Here is a 16,463-nt window from a genome sequence, read left to right on the forward strand (position 1 = left end):
CAGTCCCAACCTCGCCGCCCCGCGACATGGGGAGACGCCGAACCATCAGGCCGCTCCGTCTCGCTTGACGAAGCGACCGAGCCAGCGCGTGATGCGCGCCCGCAAGACTTCTGAAATCATCGAAAACCCCTGCAACTCCGTCGCAGTTGCCTGCTCCGAGGATACCCCCGACATCCGGCGATCGAGATTTGCGGCAAATTCCGCGATTAGCCGCTCGGCAAGGTCGCGCACCAATCCCGGCCGTCCAACCTGCGCCAGCATTCCCGTCAGCGTGTATCCGATGGAGAGATCCACACGGGCCCCTGCGCCCTCTTCGATCGACGCCAGTTGGTAACGGATCTCACCCTGCGTCGCCGACCGGCTGCGCCGGTCGTTGCCGATACCGACGATGCGGCCGGAGAGATTGTTCGGATCTCGCTCGATCCGGGCCGTCCCCAGGAATGTCGCGGCGATCGGACCAAGCTTGATGCGGATGGCGCCCTCGACCCGCTCCGGACTCGGCACCGCCGTCAACGACGCACCAGGCAAGCAGGCGGCAACGGCGGCGATGTCGTTGAACATCGCAAAGACATCCTTTGGCGGATGGGGAAGCGTGAAGTCGCGTTCGAGCCTGTTGGCCGGTGTGAAGTCCGGAATCTCGGCCGGGGCCGCCGCCGGCTCAGACGCGTAGACGGGTTCAGTCTGGACTGGTCGCGACGCCTGGATGACGCCCTCGCGCCCGCTTCGGCCGGAGCCGGCCGGACCCAGCACCTTTCGGCCGCCGTCCGGCTCGGGCGCGATGTTGCGGGCACGCCGTGCCTCGATCACGGACTGCACCGCCCGCACGATCCCAACATAGCCGGTGCAGCGGCAGAGATTGCCGCTCAGGCCGATGCGGATCTGGCGTTCATCGGCGGCGGTGAGACGCAACACGAGGTCACGCGCGGAGACCAGCATTCCCGGCGTGCAGTAGCCGCACTGCAGGGCGTGCTCGCGAGTGAAGGCGGCGCGAAGCTCGGCTGTGATGTCGTCGTCATCGAGCCCCTCGATGGTGGTGACATCGGCGCCCTCACAGGCTACGGCGTAAGTGATGCAGGAGCGCGCCGGCACGCCGTCGAGCAGCACCGTGCAGGCACCGCAGACGCCATGCTCGCAGCCGAGATGCGTGCCGGTCAGATCGAGCTTGTCGCGGACGAAATCGGCCAGGCTCGTGCGCGGCTCTGCGACGGTCTGCACCGCACGACGGTTGACGTTGAGCGCGATCGTATTCATGCGGCCGCCTCGCGCACGGCGCGCTTGAGCACGCTCACATGAATATGTCGATCAGCCGCGCTGCCGATGCCGGCTTTCGCGAGAAGCGTATCGGCAACCCGCGCGTCAAAGCGTTCCTTGTAGTCGCCGGCGATGCGCCCGCCGAACAACTCCGCGGCATCGGTGATCACGATCGGCGCGGTATCGATCGCGCCCATCACCACGCGCGCCGTCGCAGCGCTCGGATCGATCATCACGGCGCCGAGCGCGTGCGCGAACTCACCGGTCTTGCGGCAGCTCTTGGCGTAGCCCCAGTGCGCCGATGCCGGCCGCGCCGGGACATGGATGGTCTCGACGATCTCGCCGGGACGCAGAGTGGATTCGAGCGCGCCGAGAATGAAATCTTCCATCGCGACCGTGCGCGCACCTGCGAGGCTGCGCAACGTCAGCCGCGCCCCGAATGCCGCAAGCGCCGATACCCAATCGGCGGCGGGGTCGGCATGGCTGAGAGAGCCGCCGATCGTGCCGCGGTTGCGCACCGCGCGATAGGCAATGTTGGCGGCGACGCCCCGCATGGCGCCACGCGTCACATCCGGCGTGCGTCCATCCTCGATATCGGCATGCGTGATGCAGGCCCCGAGCACGAGCTCGTCGCCGCTCCGTTCGGCCTGCTTGAGCTCGGCAAGGCCGGTGATGTCGACGACCAGTTCCGGCTGGACCAGCCGGAGGTTCAACATCGGACCGAGCGACTGCCCGCCGGCGATGATCTTCGCCGAGCCGTTGGCTTCAGCGAGCAACGAAAGCGTGGCCTGCAGATCGCGTGGACGCTCATAGCCGAAAGGCGCGGGTTTCATGTCGCCGTCCTTTCTGCATCGCGCGCGGCGAGAACAGCCTCGACGATACGGTGCGGCGTAATCGGTGACTGCATCATCTCGACGCCGAGCGGTCTTAGCGCATCGTTGATCGCATTGGCGATTGCGGCCGGCGGCGCAATGGCCCCGCCCTCGCCAATGCCCTTGACGCCGAACTGCGTGTAGGGCGACGGCGTCTCCATGTGGTCGAGGCGCGCCGCGGGCACCTCGGTCGGTCCCGGCAGGAGGTAATCGGCGAGCGTGGTGGCAAGCGGCTGGCCGGATGCGTCGAACGGCATCTCCTCATAGAGCGCAGTGCCGATGCCTTGCGCGAGACCGCCATAGATCTGGCCGTCCACGACCATCGGATTGACCAGCACGCCGCCATCCTCGACGATGACGTAGTCGAGGATCTCGACCTCGCCCATATCAGGATCGACGGCAACGACGGCGGCGTGTGCGGCATAGCTGAAGGTGCCGCTGTCGCGCTGCGGCTTGTAACCGGAGGTGATCTCGAGCCCGCCGGGATCGACGTCAGCCGGCAGATCCTGCGGGCGGCGATACCAGGTGTAGGCGATCTCCTTCAGCGTCACGCTGCCGTTGACGCCGCGCACCTCGCCGTTCTGCAGCACCACCGATGCCGGATCGTGCTGCAGCAGCTTGGCACCGATGCGCCTGGCACGCTCGCCGAGTTCGCGGCAGGCAGTTGCGACCGCGCCGCCCGCCATCACCATCGAGCGGGAACCCCAGGTGCCCGTCGAATAGGGCGTCATCGCGGTGTCGCCGAGGATGATGCGGACATTGGCGACATCGATGCCCAATATCTCATGGGCGACCTGGGCAAGCGTCGTTTCCATGCTCTGCCCGTGCGAGTGCACGCCGACGCGCAGCTCGAGCCCGCCGTCCGGCGTCAGCCGCGCGGATGCCTGCTCATGACCCGGCACCATCGGGATGCCCCAGCCGGCATAGACCGAGGTGCCATGCGCGGCCTGCTCGCAATAGATGGAAACGCCGACGCCGATCCGCCGTCCATCAGCCTCGCCCTTGCACTGGCGGGCGCGCACCGTATCGATGTCGATGGCGGCGAGCGCGCGCCGCATCGCCTCGGGATAATCGCCGCTGTCGAAATGCTTCCTGGTGATATTGTCGAACGGCATCTGCTCTGGCCGGATCAGATTGCGCAGCCGCACTTCGCCGGGCTCGAGGCCGGCTTCCGCCGCGACCAGATCGAGCATCAATTCCAGCGCAAAGCAGACACCGGTGCGCGCCACGCCGCGGTAGGGCAGGATCGGACATTTGTTGGTCGCGACCGAGAAAGTCCGGCAGCGATAGGCCGGCATCAGATAGGGACCGGGCAGGATGCTCGCGACCTGCGCCGCCTCCAGGCACGCCGAGAACGGATAGGAAGAATAGGCGCCGGAATCCACCGTCGCCTCGCAATCGATGCCGCGCAGCCTGCCGTCGCGATCGGCATAGACCGCGATCTTGTAGTGATGCTCGCGGCAGTTCGAGCTCGCGGTGAGATGCTCGCGGCGATCCTCGGTCCAGCGCACCGGATGGCCGCAACGCATGGTCAGCCAGGAGAGGCAGACTTCCTCGGGCAGCAGGATTCCCTTGTGGCCGAAGCCGCCACCGACATCGGGCGAGATTAGGCGGATCCTCCCCTCCTCCATGCCGAGACACTCGGCAAGCCCGCTGCGGGTGATATGCGGCATCTGCGCGGCCGAATAGAGCGTGAGCTGATCGAGCCGGTGGTCGAAAGTCGCGACCACGCCGCGCCCTTCGAGCGGCGACATGCATTGCCGCGCGGTCGAGATCTCGCGCGTCACCTTGATCGGCGCATCCAGCGCGGCTGATATGTCGACCTCGTAATTGGTCTCGAGGAAGATGTTGTCGCCCCAATGCTCATGCACCAGCGCCGCACCAGCCTCGCGCGCCTTCAGCATGTCGTAGACGGCGGGAAGCTCTTCGAGATCGAGCGTCACTGATGCCCCGATGTCCTCGGCTTCGGCGCGCGTCGGCGCCACGCACATCGCAATGAGCTCGCCGACTTGGCGGACCTTGCCGGTGGCGAGCACCGGCTGCTCGGAAATCTTGAAGCCGGGCAACGCCGACACCGCGCGGATCGGCTTGATGCCGACGAGATCGGCAGCGGTGAACACGCTTCCCTTGTAGCGCTCGGGCACATGGATGCCGCGAATGCGTGCATGCGCCAGCGGGCTGCGCACGAATGCAACATCCTGCAGTCCGGCGAGGCGAATGTCGGCGACAAACTGGCCGCGGCCGCGCATCAGCCGGTCGTCTTCCTTGCGCGGCAGCCGCGCGCCGACGCCCTGCCCGGCGCCGGACCCTGGTGCGGAGGAAAAGTCACGCTCGTTGCGCAAGATGGCGTTCTCCCGATCGGACTGCTCCCGCCTCCTTATGCCGCAACCGCTTGCGGCAGGATCGGCGCCACCGCGTCGTAGCGCGTGCCGGCGCGCAGACAGAACGCCGGCTGCAGCAATCGCTCCGCGATGACTTCGTTCTTCTCGTTGTCGCGCAGGATGAACCGCCCGGCCTGCTCGGTGAGCACCGAGACGTCGGCATCCCTGCCGACCCTCAGCGCGCCGATCTCCTCGTCGCGCCCGAGCATCTTCGCCGGATTGGAGGTCACCATCGGCACCACCTGCTCGAGGGAGAGGCCGAGCGCCATCATCGAGCTCATCGCCTGCACCAGGCTGAACTTCGCCTGCCCCGCGAACGGATGATTTTCATCATCCTCGTGCTGGTCCGGCGTGCCGGCCGGCGCGGGCACATGGGTGTTGTAGCCATGGATATCGGCGCCGAGCGTGGTCGGCACGATGCCGGCGGCAATCGCCTTCTTCGCAAGCCGGTAGGAGAAATGGCTGCCGTGGCCGACATCGACCTTGAGGCCGCGATCGAGCGCCGCCTGGATCACCGGATGCACCTCGCCATCGCGGTTGACGAAGCCGCCGGGATGGCGCGTGAACGGATGCGCCAGAATATCGCCTTCGCGCAACAGCGGGATCACCCGCGTCAGGATCGTGTCGGCATCCTCGCCATTGGCGCCGCTTTCGGGCAGGCCCCAGAGCTGGCCGAAATGGACATAGACAGGCAGATCGGCACGCCGACCGATCTCCGCCGACATTTCGATGACACGGATGCCCCAGCGTGCGAAGCCGCCGATCTCGGCATGCGCCTTGATGCCGCGAACGATGTCACGATTGGCTGTCGCCGCCCTCACGGTGGCGTCGATATCGACGCCCTCCGGGCTATAGAGCTGCGGATAGTAATGTCCTTCGAGTCCGCCGACGAGATAGGCCGACAGGAATGCATAGACGCGCGACTTCGCGGGCTCGGCGGTGAAGTGACGAAAGCCGGGCAGCGTCATGCAGGACGGACCGCCCTGATCGACCAGCGTCGTGACGCCCGACTGCACGCCGACCATGTCGGCATTCATGCCGAACCGTCCGGTGACATATTGATAGACATGCGCGTGCGTATCGATCAGCCCGGGCAACACCAGTTGGCCAGTGACATCGATCACTTCCCGCGCGCTGGTCGGCAGGATATCCGCCTGCACTGCCGCGATCTTGCCGCTGCGAATGGCGACATCCCTGATGCCGTCGACGCCGGAGGCCGGGCAGATCACGCGGCCGCCACGCAAGAGCAGGTCGAAGCTGGCGCTGATGGACATGAACATTCTCCTTAAGCTCGCCGGCGGGTTGATCCCGCTCTCGCGGAAATACGAAGCATGCTTCGTATTTTTAAAAAGCAAGCTTCATGCCATGATCCGGTGATGGCGCGTGCATTCGAATCGGGCTACTCGCGCCGCATTCCAAGGTTGGAGACTGTGCGTTGCAGCAAGCGAAGAAGCGTCGCGGTGAGACCAGGCATCGCCCCTGGCCATTGTCACAACGGCCTGGGTTCCTGATCCGGCGCCTGCATCAGATTCACGTCGCGCTGTTCCAGGAAGCCTGCGGCGAATTCGAGATAACGCCGCTGCAGTACAGCCTGCTCTCGGCGCTCGCGGTGCGAGGAACCGCGGATCAGACCACAGTGGCGGCCGATATTGCGCTGGATCGGACCACGACAACGGGTGCGCTGAAGCGGCTCGCCGCCCGCAATCTGGTCGAACGGGCCGTCAACAAGGATGACCGGCGCGCCCGGCTCTGCCGGCTGACGCCGGCCGGAACGGCCCTGCTCGCCCGGATCGAGGCATCGGCGCGATCAGCCCATCGCGCCACCTTGACCGGTTTGAGCGAGAAGGAACGCGCCTTGTTCATCGAAATGATGCAACGCATCGTTGCAGGCAACGCCAATCGCGACAGCGCGGCTGCCCTATTCGACTAGATGGAACGAGGAGCGATTGGCTGTCTTTTCGGCGCGGGCTGCACAATCCGTGATCGCTCTGTTGCCTGCTCTTCTGCTGCACGGACCGGCACGATTAGGCGACGCGTCCAACCGGCCCGCGCGTTGACGCGGGCGAGCAGCGATGCCGTCCCGACCTTGAAAACACAGCGTCAATTGTTCGGACCGCCCGCCGCGTCGGCATGCGGCGCAGTGCGCTTCGCGGACGCTCCCTCCTTCCATGGCATGATTGTTGCTGCGCCCGCCGATTACGAAGCGTGCTTCGTATTGAACGGGGGATGTCATGACCGATTCCGAGCTTCGCGCCGATATTCATAGCATCGAGCCTATTCCCGACGCCGACCGGGACTCCACCGGCCCGCAGCAGATGTGGATCTGGGCGGGCGCAAATATCGCGCCGGTCAACTGGGCGCTCGGCGCGCTCGGCATCATCCTCAAGCTCGGCCTGTTGGAAACCATCGCGGTGATCGTGATCGGGAACATCGTCGGCTGCGCGATCTTTGCGGCCTTCACCGTGATGGGGCACAAGACCGGCGTCAACCAGATGGTGCTGAGCCGCTCGGCCTTCGGCGTGCGCGGCGCCTATCTGCCGAGCATCCTAATGTTCCTGATGACGCTCGGCTGGATCGGCGTGAACACCTACTTCCCCGTCAAGATCGCGGTCGCCATCCTCGGCCAGTTCGGCATTCCCGACACCTGGCTGGTCGAGATCATCATCATCACGCTGGTGATGGTGCTGCAGGTCGGGATCGGCGTCTATGGCTTCTATGCCATCAGGACTTTCGAGAAATATACGGTGCCGGCGACCGTCGCGATCATGATCCTGATGAGCGTGCTGGCCTGGTCGCGTCCGGGCATCGTCAACTGGGGCCTCACCACATCGCTTTCGGGCGGCGCGCATCTGGCGATGCTGACGCTGTTGATGACCGCGGTTGGGGTCGGCTGGGGCATCTCCTGGGTCACCTGGGCATCGGACTATTCGCGCTTCGTGCCGAAGAGCTTGCCCTCGAGTTCCGTGTTCTGGTACAGCTATGTCGGCATGTTCGTTCCGAGCGTGTGGCTCGCCATCCTCGGCGCGACGATCGCCAGCACGACGCTGGACACCGATCCGGCCAAGATGGTCAGCGCGGTGTTCGGCGGTCCGACCAGCATCCTGGTGCTGCTGATGGTGCTGCACGGGCCGATCGCGACCAACATCCTCAATGTCTATTCGGCGGCGCTGGCCGCGCTCAGCGCCGGCCTCAAGCTCTCACGCGTCGCGCTCGCCATCATTGCCGGGGTCGCCGGCTATCTGGCCACGCTGTACTTCATCTTCGCGCCGTCCTTTGCCAAGGCGTTCGACAACTGGTTGATCAGCCTGCTGCTATGGATGAGCCCGTGGGCCGGCGTCGTGCTCGCCGATTTCTACATCAAGCGAAAGGGCCAGATCGACGTCGCCGAGCTCTACCGCTCGCCGGAAACCAGCGCTTACGGCGACATCAATTGGAGCGGCATCATCGCCTTCCTCGCAGGTCTCGTTGCCGGCTGGTCGGTGGAAGACGGCCTCGTCAGCGCACTGCAGGGACCGATCTCGACCGGCCTTCTCGGCGGCGCGGATCTGAGCTGGCTGTTCGGGATCGGCGTATCGGGCGCTGTCTATCTGGCACTCGGTAAGCGCGCCACCGCGCCCTCGCCTGTTGCCGCACCCAGCGCGAGCCAGTGAACGAGGCGCAAGCGCCCTTGCAAGGGTGCTTGCCCAAATACGCATGGCGATAATGCAGGAAGCGACGGATGGGTGACAATCTCGTTGCCTTCCGGCGCTTTGCGTGCGTGACGGTCACAGAGGATTTACCGTCAGTTTCGAGACGACCGCCTTTGAAAGCGCCGCCCACTTTCCATTTGCAATGATGGGAGCGGCGAAGCCCTCCAACATATCGAACAGATAGAACAGTTGCCTCGCAGAGCAGGCGTCGGCAGGGCTAGCCGCGCACGTGCACACTATCGTGAGGATGGAAGCATGACCCAGATCGCGGTCGCCTACAGCAATTCCACAGTCGAGGCCGAAGCAATGCCGGTGGTTGCGCCGCGCGGGCGCGCCATTCATCAAATGCTGCTGCCGTTTTCGGTCGCCTATCTGATCGGCGCCTTCGTCACCGACCTCGCCTATTGGCGGACCATGCTGGTGATGTGGGAGAGATTTTCAGTCTGGCTGATTGCGGCCGGCCTTGTCATCGCGTTCCTTGCTGCCATCGCTGCCGCGATCGACCTCCTGGTCAACAGGCAGAGGCCAGCCTGGTTTCGTGCACTCACTTACGTCGTCGCGATCGCGCTCTCGATCGCGAACGTCCTCGTTCACAGCCGCGACGGTTATACCGCTGTGGTGCCGACCGGCCTCGTACTTTCGGGGCTCGTCACCATCCTCTTGCTCTCCCTGTTGGTGGGAGGCTGGAGCCTGACCTATGGCGATGGCCTGGGAGCAGCCCGATGACCGGTTCGCTCGATCTTGCACGTGCGGTGAAGCTGCCGCGCTTTGCCGCGATGGCTGTCATCGCCGTTGCTGCGTTGAGTCTTGCAGGCTGCGACGACGCTGGCGGCGACCCTGCAAGGCAGATCGGCGCCCACCCGTTCCTCCCGGCGTTGCAACAATATCTGCTGCCGCCGATCAGGATTGCGCGGCCGGTCCCGTGGGGCGACGACACGCCGAAGGTGGCGAAGGGACTGCAGATCCGTGCCCTGGCGACAGGGTTTCAGCATCCGCGATCGCTTTACGTGCTGCCGAACGGCGACGTGCTGGTGGTCGAAAGCAACGGCCCGAAAGCTCCGGTCTTCCGCCCCAAGGATCTCATCACCGGCTGGGTGCAATCATTCGCCGGCGCCAAGGCAGCGGATGCAAACCGCATCACGCTGTTGCGCGACACCAATGGCGACGGCGTTCCCGACATGCGCACCGTATTCCTTGACCATCTCAACTCGCCGTTCGGCGTTGCGCTGGTTGGCCACGATCTCTATGTCGCGAACACCGATGCGATCGTCCGGTATCCCTACCAGGACGGACAAACCAGCATCACCGCCCCCGGCACCAAGCTGACCGATCTTCCCGGCGGACCGATCGATCATCACTGGACCAAGACATTGCTCGCGAGCCCGGACGGCACCAAGCTCTATGTCGGCGTCGGCTCCAACAGCAACATCACCGAAAATGGCATTCAGGCCGAGTATGAGAGAGCGGCGATCTGGGAGGTCGACCGCGCGACCGGCGCGCATCGCATCTTCGCCAGCGGCGTGCGCAATCCGACCGGGCTGCAATGGGAGCCCGAGACCGGCAAGCTCTGGGCTATCGCCAACGAACGCGACGAGATCGGCCCTGATCTCGTGCCTGATTATCTGACCTCGGTGCAGGACGGCGGCTTCTATGGCTGGCCCTATAGTTACTACGGCCAGCATCTCGATCCACGCGTCGAGCCGCAACGCCCCGATCTCGCCGCCAAGGCGATCGTGCCCGACTATGCCCTGAGCTCTCACGTGGCACCACTTGGCCTCGCCATGTACACCGGCAACAATCTTCCGGCGCGGTACCACGGAGGCGCGTTCGTCGCCGAACATGGAAGCTGGGATCGAACTCCGCTCAACGGCTACAAGGTGGTGTTCGTGCCGTTCAGCGGCGGCAAGCCCTCCGGTCCGGCGCAGGACGTCGTCACGGAATTCCTCAATGCGAACGACCGCGCACGCGGCAGGCCGGTCGGCCTCGCGATCGATCGGGCGGGCGCCTTGCTGATAGCCGACGATGTTGGAAACACGGTGTGGCGGGTGTCCTCTACGAGCCCAGCCGCTCCACCCAAGCCGGCGACATAAGCCCTAGAGGAGCCCAAGGAGCGAGGCAGAGCCGGGCGCCGTTCGCAAGCGACGCCCGGCTCCGCTATCACCCGCCTTCGCGGCTCCACACACCAATCGCAAGCATGTCTTGCGGATTCGCACGCAAGATTTCTCAAACCAACGTTATTCTTCATCACTGCAGAATAACTGCAGCGTGAGCCCGCTTCCCTCCGCGTGCAGCAAGCTCACCGATCTGTCAGACGGCAGCGTCCACTCAATCGGACGTGAACTCATTAAACACCTGTTTAGTGGCTCTGCCGACCACGCCGGGCCTACGCTCAACGGGCAGCCAATCCGAAAGGTGAGCGTGATGAACAGCTCAGTCCGCGTTGTCAGCCCCGATCGCTTCGACCTCGGCACAAGCCAAACGCCGGGTTCTGAGCGTCGTGCCGCGATCGATCCCGCGCTTGGTATCACCTCGGCTCTCTGGGGCGGGCTGTTCGAGGTCAAGCCGCGATCACGTACCGGCATCCACCATCACGGAGAGCAGGAAACGATCGCATTCGTGCTTTCCGGCGCCTGCGAGATCCGCTGGGGTGCGGGAGGAGAATTCGTTGCCTGCGCAAAGGCTGGCGATTTCATCCACGTCCCGGCGTTCCTGCCGCACATGGAAAGCAATCTCTCGAACGAGCGGCCGTTCCGCTGGGTCATCGTGCGCAGCACGCCAACGCCGATCGTCATCAATCTTCCCGACGCGACCTGGCCGGACGCCGACGCCGTGCGGCCGACCGAGATGATCTGAAATGTGCGTTTCAGCAAAAACCGTCGCTCTCGAAAGACCGCGGCAGCGCCTGCCCCTAATGATCGTACCACCTCGACTTGCCTCACGCCCCAATCGGCATGCGACGCAAACGTGTCGAGCACGATAACCGACGGAACCTTTACGATGGAACAATACGGCTTATTGGATGCGGAACAAGAGCAGCGGTTTGCACGCCGCTGGCGCGAACTCGGCGATCAAGCCGCGCTGCATGCTCTCGTCAAAAGTCATCTCAGGCTTGCGGCCAAGGTGGCGCGGCACTACCGCGGCTATGGCCTGCCGCTCGCCGATATCGTCGCCGAAGCCAATGTCGGCCTGGTGGTTGCCGCACAGCGCTTCGAGCCGGACCGGGGCTCGCGCTTCTCGACCTACGCGTTGTGGTGGATCAAGGCCAGCATCCACGAATACATCCTGCGCTCCTGGTCGCTGGTGAAGATCGGCACGACCGCCGCGCAGAAGAAGCTGTTCTTCCGCCTCCGAAGCGAGATCAGAAAAGTGTCGAACAACCCGACCTCGCTCACGCCGGAAATTGCCAATGTGGTGGCCGAGCACCTCGGCGTCACCGCCGCCGACGTGATCGAGATGGATGGTCGGCTGCGCGGCGACTTCTCGCTCAACAAGCCGATGGATGACGACGGGCAAGCCGCGGAATGGGAGACGATGCTGGTCGATGAGTCCCCTGATGCCGAAGTGCTGCTGGCCGAGCGGGATGAAACGACCCAGCAGACCAGCGCACTCTCGGCCGCGCTCAAGGTGCTGACACCGCGCGAGCGGCAGGTATTCGAGGCTCGCCGCCTCACCGACAATCCGCCCACGCTCGCAGAACTCGCCGGCCGGATGGATATTTCACCGGAGCGCGTGCGGCAGATCGAGAACCACGCCTTTGAAAAAGTGAAACGCGCCGCCGTCGGCTATCTGCGGTCCGATCGATCGACGTCCGATGACACGACGAGCGTGCCGCCCACGCAACCCGATCGACCGCATCGAAGGAACGAGGCGGCTCGTGAAGGCAGGCGCGTGGACTTCGTAAATGCAGATCTGGTGGTGCTCTGACGAGCCCACCTCGTCCCCGAAGACACGGAGGCTCCGGCATGCTCGCGCTGACGAAGCGCTTCTCGATCGGCGCCGGTTTGATCCTTTCGCTCGGCGCACCCCTCGCTCAGGCAGTTGCCGCCCCGGCTTCACAGAGCCTCTCGAGCGGACCTGCGACGCCGCAATTTCACCCCGTCGATCTCGTCCGCCTGCGTTCAGGCGGGTCATTGATGACGGTGGACACGGTCAGGGACGATCAGGTCGATTGCTTCTGGACCGACGGCACTGGCCAGACCAACAATGCGACCTTCCCCGTCCCGGTCCTCCGAAAATTCTGATCGCAGGCCATTGCGCTATTCCGCCGGGCACGTCGCCGCCTGAACCCGCGGCCGATCGAGCCGCAAACTCCACAACGCGAGCGCAAGACCGGCCGAGGTGATCGCCGCCGCAACCAGCGGCAGCGCGGTGAGACCGGGCCCATGATCGATGGTGACGCCGCCGGCCCAGGCGCCGAATGCATTGCCGAGATTGAAGGCGGCGATGTTGAGGCTCGAGGCCAGCGTTCGTCCGGCTTCGCCCGCCGTCTCGAGCACCCGAAGCTGCAGCGGTGCCACGGTGGCAAAGGCGGCGATGCCAAGCAGCCCGACCAGGACGACGGTCAGGACCTTCAACGAAAGCACAGCGGCCATTGCGACCAGCACGAGTGCGAGTGCCGCCAGCGTTACGATCAGCGCGCGCGACAGGCCTCGATCGGCCAGCCGTCCGCCGGCGATATTGCCGATCGACAGCCCGAGCCCGAACACCAGCAGGATCGGCGATACAGCCGCATCGGAAAATCCGGTGACGCGCGTGAGGATCGGCTGGATATAGGTGAAGACCGCAAACACCCCGGCAAAGCCGAGCACCGTCATGGCCAGGCAGAGTTGCACCTGCGGACGAAACAGCACGGCCAGTTCGTCCTGGATCTTCGCCCCGTTGCGATCCTCGCCCACGCCGCCGGGTACGAACAGCGCCACGACGGCAAACGCCGCGACGCCGATCACGGTGACCGCCCAGAACGCCGCGCGCCATCCGAACGATAGCCCGATCCAGGCGCCGAACGGCACGCCGAGAATGGTCGCCACCGTGAGGCCGACGAACATCGTCGCGATCGCGGACGCGCGCTTGTCCTCGTCGACGAGGCTTGTGGCGACCACCGAGCCGACGCCGAAGAACGTGCCATGCGCCAGCGAGGTCAATACACGCGCGGCCATCAGAAGCCCATAGCTCGGCGCCAGCGCGCAGGCGGCATTGCCGAGGGTGAAGATGGCCATCAGCGCCAGCAGCACGGCCTTGCGCGGCATCCGCCGCGTCGCCAGCGTCAGGATCGGCGCGCCGACGAAGACGCCCAGCGCATAGCCGGAGATCAGCAGGCCTGCCGCCGATACCGACACCTGCATGTCGGCCGCGACCTGCAGCAGAAGACCCATGATGACGAATTCAGTGGTGCCGATGCCGAAGGCACCGGCGGTGAGCGCGAGGACAGCGATGGGCAAGGACGTGGCTCCGGACTGGAAGGACGGCAAGCAAAAGGACGGCAAGCCCGCAAATAGCGCCGGAGCCTTGCGAGAATTAGAGGGCGACAAGTCCAATCATTTGTGACACCAATTCAACATGGTTCGCTCAGACACCAACCGCTCCGGCGAAATGGAAGTGTTCGTCCGCGTCGTCGATCGCGCCGGCTTTACCGCCGCGGCGCGGAGTTTGCGGCTCACGCCGTCGGGCGTCAGCAAGCTGGTGTCGCGAATGGAGGCCCGTCTCGGCACCAGGCTGATCAACCGCTCCACGCGCAGGCTGCAGCTCACGCCGGAAGGCGAAGCCTTCTATCAACGCGCGGTGCGGATCCTCGCCGAGATCCAGGAAGCCGAACACGAAGCCGCCGCCGGCGCGACGCCGCGAGGCCATCTCACCGTCAACAGCAACATCCCGTTCGGCACCTTGCATGTCCTTCCTTTGGTGCCGCGCTTCCTCGCCGAGCATCCCGGGATTACGCTCGATATCGTCTTGACCGACACCGTGATCGACCTGATGCAGGAGCGCGCCGATATCGCCATCCGCGCCGGGCCGCTGCAGGTATCGCGGCTGATCGCGCGCAAGCTCGCGACCAGCCGCATGGTCGTCGTGGCCTCGCCGGAATATCTCGCGCGCCATGGCACGCCGAAGACGCCGGCCGAACTCGCCGATCACCGCGGTATCGGCTGGACCTTTCCACGCACCATCCGCGGCTGGCCGTTCCGCAAGGGCGAGCGGATCGAAGAGGTGCTGCCGCCGCCGGTCGTCCGCGCAAGCGATGGCGAATCCGTCCGCCGGCTCGCTTTGGGCGGCGCCGGCCTGGCGCGGCTTGCGCTATTCCACATTGGTCCGGACATCGAAGCCGGACGATTGGTGCCGGTGCTTCAAACTCTCAATCCCGGCGACCGCGAGGATATGCACGCCGTCTATGTCGGCTACCCCGGCCCCCTGCCTGCCCGCGTGCGCGCCTTCATCGATTTCCTCTCGCGCCACATCCGCCTCGATGACCCCGCTCTTAAGCGCGCCGCCGAAGGCAAGTGGAAACTGCAAGCGCATCCCAGGCGGTGACCGGCTCGATGCGTCTCAAGCGACATGCCCGACTCTATCCCCTCACCCTGAGGAGCCTGCGCAGCAGGCGTCTCGAAGGGCGAGGCAACCGGCGGGCCTCATGGTTCGAGACGCGCCTGCGGCGCTCCTCACCATGAGGGTCTCGTGTCGCGTGGGCCGTGATATGACCGAAGCCGATGGGCTTCGCTTCGCTCTACCCCATCCTACGAAGTTGCTGTTTGAAATCTGAATCAGAACTCTTCCCCGTCATTGCGAGGAGCGAAGCGACGAAGCAATCCATCTCTCCATAAGCGACGCTATGGATTGCTTCGCACCGCTCGCAATGACGGAATACGTCGTCCTGGCGGAAGCCGGGACCCGGCCGACGCCGATCTCGATTTACCAAACTTCGCACTGACCGCAGCCGACGCCCCTCCGCCATCACCTCTGGTCTCCGCCTTGCTCAGGGACATGCCAAACGCACAGCCAGCGAAAGAGGCGTATCATGGCGGGACAGACATCGTCGGGCACCAACCGGTTTGAGGCACTTGATGCAATGCGCGGTATCTGCGCGCTGCTGGTCGTGCTCTTTCACATTCCCGTTTACCATGCGCTGAAGAGCACCCAGCCGTTCGTTAACCTGCAATTCTGCGTCGACATGTTCTTTGCCCTGTCCGGCTTCGTGCTCTGTCATTCCTATGGCCAGCGCCTTAACCAGGCCGGCGATGGTATCCGCTTCGTGGCGATGCGGTTCGCGCGGCTCTGGCCGCTGCACATGGTGATGCTGGCGCTGTTCGTGATGATCGAAGTCGGCAAGATCGTCTTCATGCGCACCGACGGTTCGTTCTCGCTGGATTCGGTACCGTTCGGCGACGGACACACGCTCTATGAAGTCGTCACCAACATCCTGTTCCTGCAGTCCTTCAACCTGCATGGCGGCCTGACCTGGAACGGCCCTGCCTGGAGCGCGGCGGTCGAGTTCTACGTCTCGATCCTGTTCGCCGTCATCGTCGTGCTGTTCCCGCGCAGGCGCCGCGAGATCTTCCTCGGCCTCTGCCTTGCCGCCGGAATACATCTCTACGAACGCTCCCCGGGCTCACTGTTCGTCTCCAGCGATTGGGGCATGCTGCGCGCGATGTTCTCCTTCTTTGCGGGATGCCTGGTCTACGACCTCCGCCTCTATTCCAACGGCCGGCTCGACATGCCGAACATATTGGAGGTCTCGTGCGCGGTGCTGTTTGCAGTCTTCGTGGTGGTCACCCCATCCAGCGGACCGCAATATCTGTTTCCACTGCTCGCAGCGGTCGTGATCTGCGTGTTCTCGTTCGATCAGGGCAAGATCTCGGCGATGCTGCGCTCTCCTATGCTGCAGAAGCTCGGGCTGTGGTCCTACTCGATTTACATGATCCACACCTTCATCTTCCAGATCATGCGCAGCGCCGCCTCGTTCCTCGGCCACAAGCTCCACCTCGAACTGGTGGCCTGGCACAACGACGACAAGCTGGTGGTCCTGGGCACGCCGGAGATGGCGGTGGTGGCCGCTCTCGTTCTCTCCGTCGTCCTCGTCGTTCCCGTCGCCGCGCTTACCTATCGGTGGATCGAGAAGCCTGCGATGAACGTCGCCCGACACGCGCTCTCGACCACGACGCGCGGGGAAATGCCGCTCGGCACGGCGCCGGCCACGGGCTTCGGCGCTGCGGTATGGCGGCAGTTCAGTGCCGGCGCGATCCGAACGGCGGCCGGTTTCCGCGCGGTTCGGCTGCCGTAGG

The 16,463-nt window shown here is 64.8% G+C and carries 14 protein-coding genes; 9 read left to right on the top strand and 5 right to left on the bottom strand.

Annotation, left to right across the window (positions count from 1 at the left end; all coding sequences use genetic code 11):
• Nucleotides 1–45: 45 nt before the first annotated feature.
• The 4 genes from I6F35_RS33125 to I6F35_RS33140 form a co-directional block, all read right to left on the bottom strand.
• On the bottom strand, nt 46–1,251 hold the full coding sequence (locus I6F35_RS33125; RefSeq protein ID WP_225121841.1) for a 2Fe-2S iron-sulfur cluster-binding protein: 1,206 nt from the start codon (nt 1,249–1,251) through the stop codon (nt 46–48).
• On the bottom strand, nt 1,248–2,084 hold the full coding sequence (locus I6F35_RS33130) for an FAD binding domain-containing protein (RefSeq protein ID WP_225121842.1): 837 nt from the start codon (nt 2,082–2,084) through the stop codon (nt 1,248–1,250). The genes I6F35_RS33125 and I6F35_RS33130 overlap by 4 nt, the downstream gene beginning before the upstream one ends.
• Nucleotides 2,081–4,372, bottom strand: coding sequence for a xanthine dehydrogenase family protein molybdopterin-binding subunit (locus I6F35_RS33135; RefSeq protein ID WP_225121891.1), 2,292 nt, complete (start codon nt 4,370–4,372; stop codon nt 2,081–2,083). The genes I6F35_RS33130 and I6F35_RS33135 overlap by 4 nt, the downstream gene beginning before the upstream one ends.
• Before the next feature lie 128 nt (nt 4,373–4,500).
• Complete coding sequence (locus I6F35_RS33140) at nt 4,501–5,778, bottom strand: amidohydrolase/deacetylase family metallohydrolase (RefSeq protein ID WP_225121843.1); 1,278 nt, start codon at nt 5,776–5,778, stop codon at nt 4,501–4,503.
• A gap of 161 nt (nt 5,779–5,939) precedes the next feature.
• On the opposite strand from I6F35_RS33140, the gene I6F35_RS33145 reads away from it, so the two are divergent.
• From I6F35_RS33145 to I6F35_RS33175, 7 genes are all read left to right on the top strand, one after another.
• Entirely contained in the window at nt 5,940–6,434 is a 495-nt protein-coding gene (locus tag I6F35_RS33145; RefSeq protein WP_225121844.1) for a MarR family winged helix-turn-helix transcriptional regulator, read from the top strand.
• 301 nt (nt 6,435–6,735) lie between these two features.
• Nucleotides 6,736–8,154, top strand: a complete 1,419-nt coding sequence (locus I6F35_RS33150; RefSeq protein WP_225121845.1) for a cytosine permease — start codon at nt 6,736–6,738, stop codon at nt 8,152–8,154.
• A gap of 294 nt (nt 8,155–8,448) precedes the next feature.
• A complete protein-coding gene (locus tag I6F35_RS33155; protein WP_225121846.1) occupies nt 8,449–8,919 on the top strand; it encodes a DUF2231 domain-containing protein in 471 nt (156 codons plus the stop codon).
• Between the two features lie 50 nt (nt 8,920–8,969).
• Nucleotides 8,970–10,283, top strand: a complete 1,314-nt coding sequence (locus I6F35_RS33160; RefSeq protein ID WP_225121892.1) for a sorbosone dehydrogenase family protein — start codon at nt 8,970–8,972, stop codon at nt 10,281–10,283.
• 331 nt (nt 10,284–10,614) lie between these two features.
• Entirely contained in the window at nt 10,615–11,046 is a 432-nt protein-coding gene (locus tag I6F35_RS33165; RefSeq protein ID WP_225121847.1) for a cupin domain-containing protein, read from the top strand.
• A gap of 144 nt (nt 11,047–11,190) precedes the next feature.
• The gene (locus I6F35_RS33170; RefSeq protein ID WP_225121848.1) at nt 11,191–12,117 is read left to right on the top strand and encodes an RNA polymerase factor sigma-32; all 927 of its coding nucleotides are present in this window, start codon (nt 11,191–11,193) and stop codon (nt 12,115–12,117) included.
• Between the two features lie 38 nt (nt 12,118–12,155).
• Nucleotides 12,156–12,434, top strand: coding sequence for a DUF2158 domain-containing protein (locus I6F35_RS33175; RefSeq protein WP_225121849.1), 279 nt, complete (start codon nt 12,156–12,158; stop codon nt 12,432–12,434).
• A gap of 15 nt (nt 12,435–12,449) precedes the next feature.
• Here I6F35_RS33175 and I6F35_RS33180 read toward each other — a convergent pair whose 3' ends face one another.
• The gene (locus I6F35_RS33180) at nt 12,450–13,631 is read right to left on the bottom strand and encodes an MFS transporter (protein ID WP_225121850.1); all 1,182 of its coding nucleotides are present in this window, start codon (nt 13,629–13,631) and stop codon (nt 12,450–12,452) included.
• A gap of 118 nt (nt 13,632–13,749) precedes the next feature.
• Here I6F35_RS33180 and I6F35_RS33185 point away from each other — a divergent pair, with 118 nt between their 5' ends.
• Nucleotides 13,750–14,715, top strand: coding sequence for a LysR family transcriptional regulator (locus tag I6F35_RS33185; RefSeq protein ID WP_225121851.1), 966 nt, complete (start codon nt 13,750–13,752; stop codon nt 14,713–14,715).
• A gap of 484 nt (nt 14,716–15,199) precedes the next feature.
• Entirely contained in the window at nt 15,200–16,462 is a 1,263-nt protein-coding gene (locus I6F35_RS33190; protein WP_225121852.1) for an acyltransferase, read from the top strand.
• The last annotated feature ends 1 nt before the right edge of the window (nt 16,463 follow it).

Origin of the sequence: Bradyrhizobium sp. BRP22 (assembly GCF_020194175.1) — a bacterium.
In the GTDB taxonomy this organism is placed as follows: Bacteria; Pseudomonadota; Alphaproteobacteria; order Rhizobiales; family Xanthobacteraceae; genus Bradyrhizobium.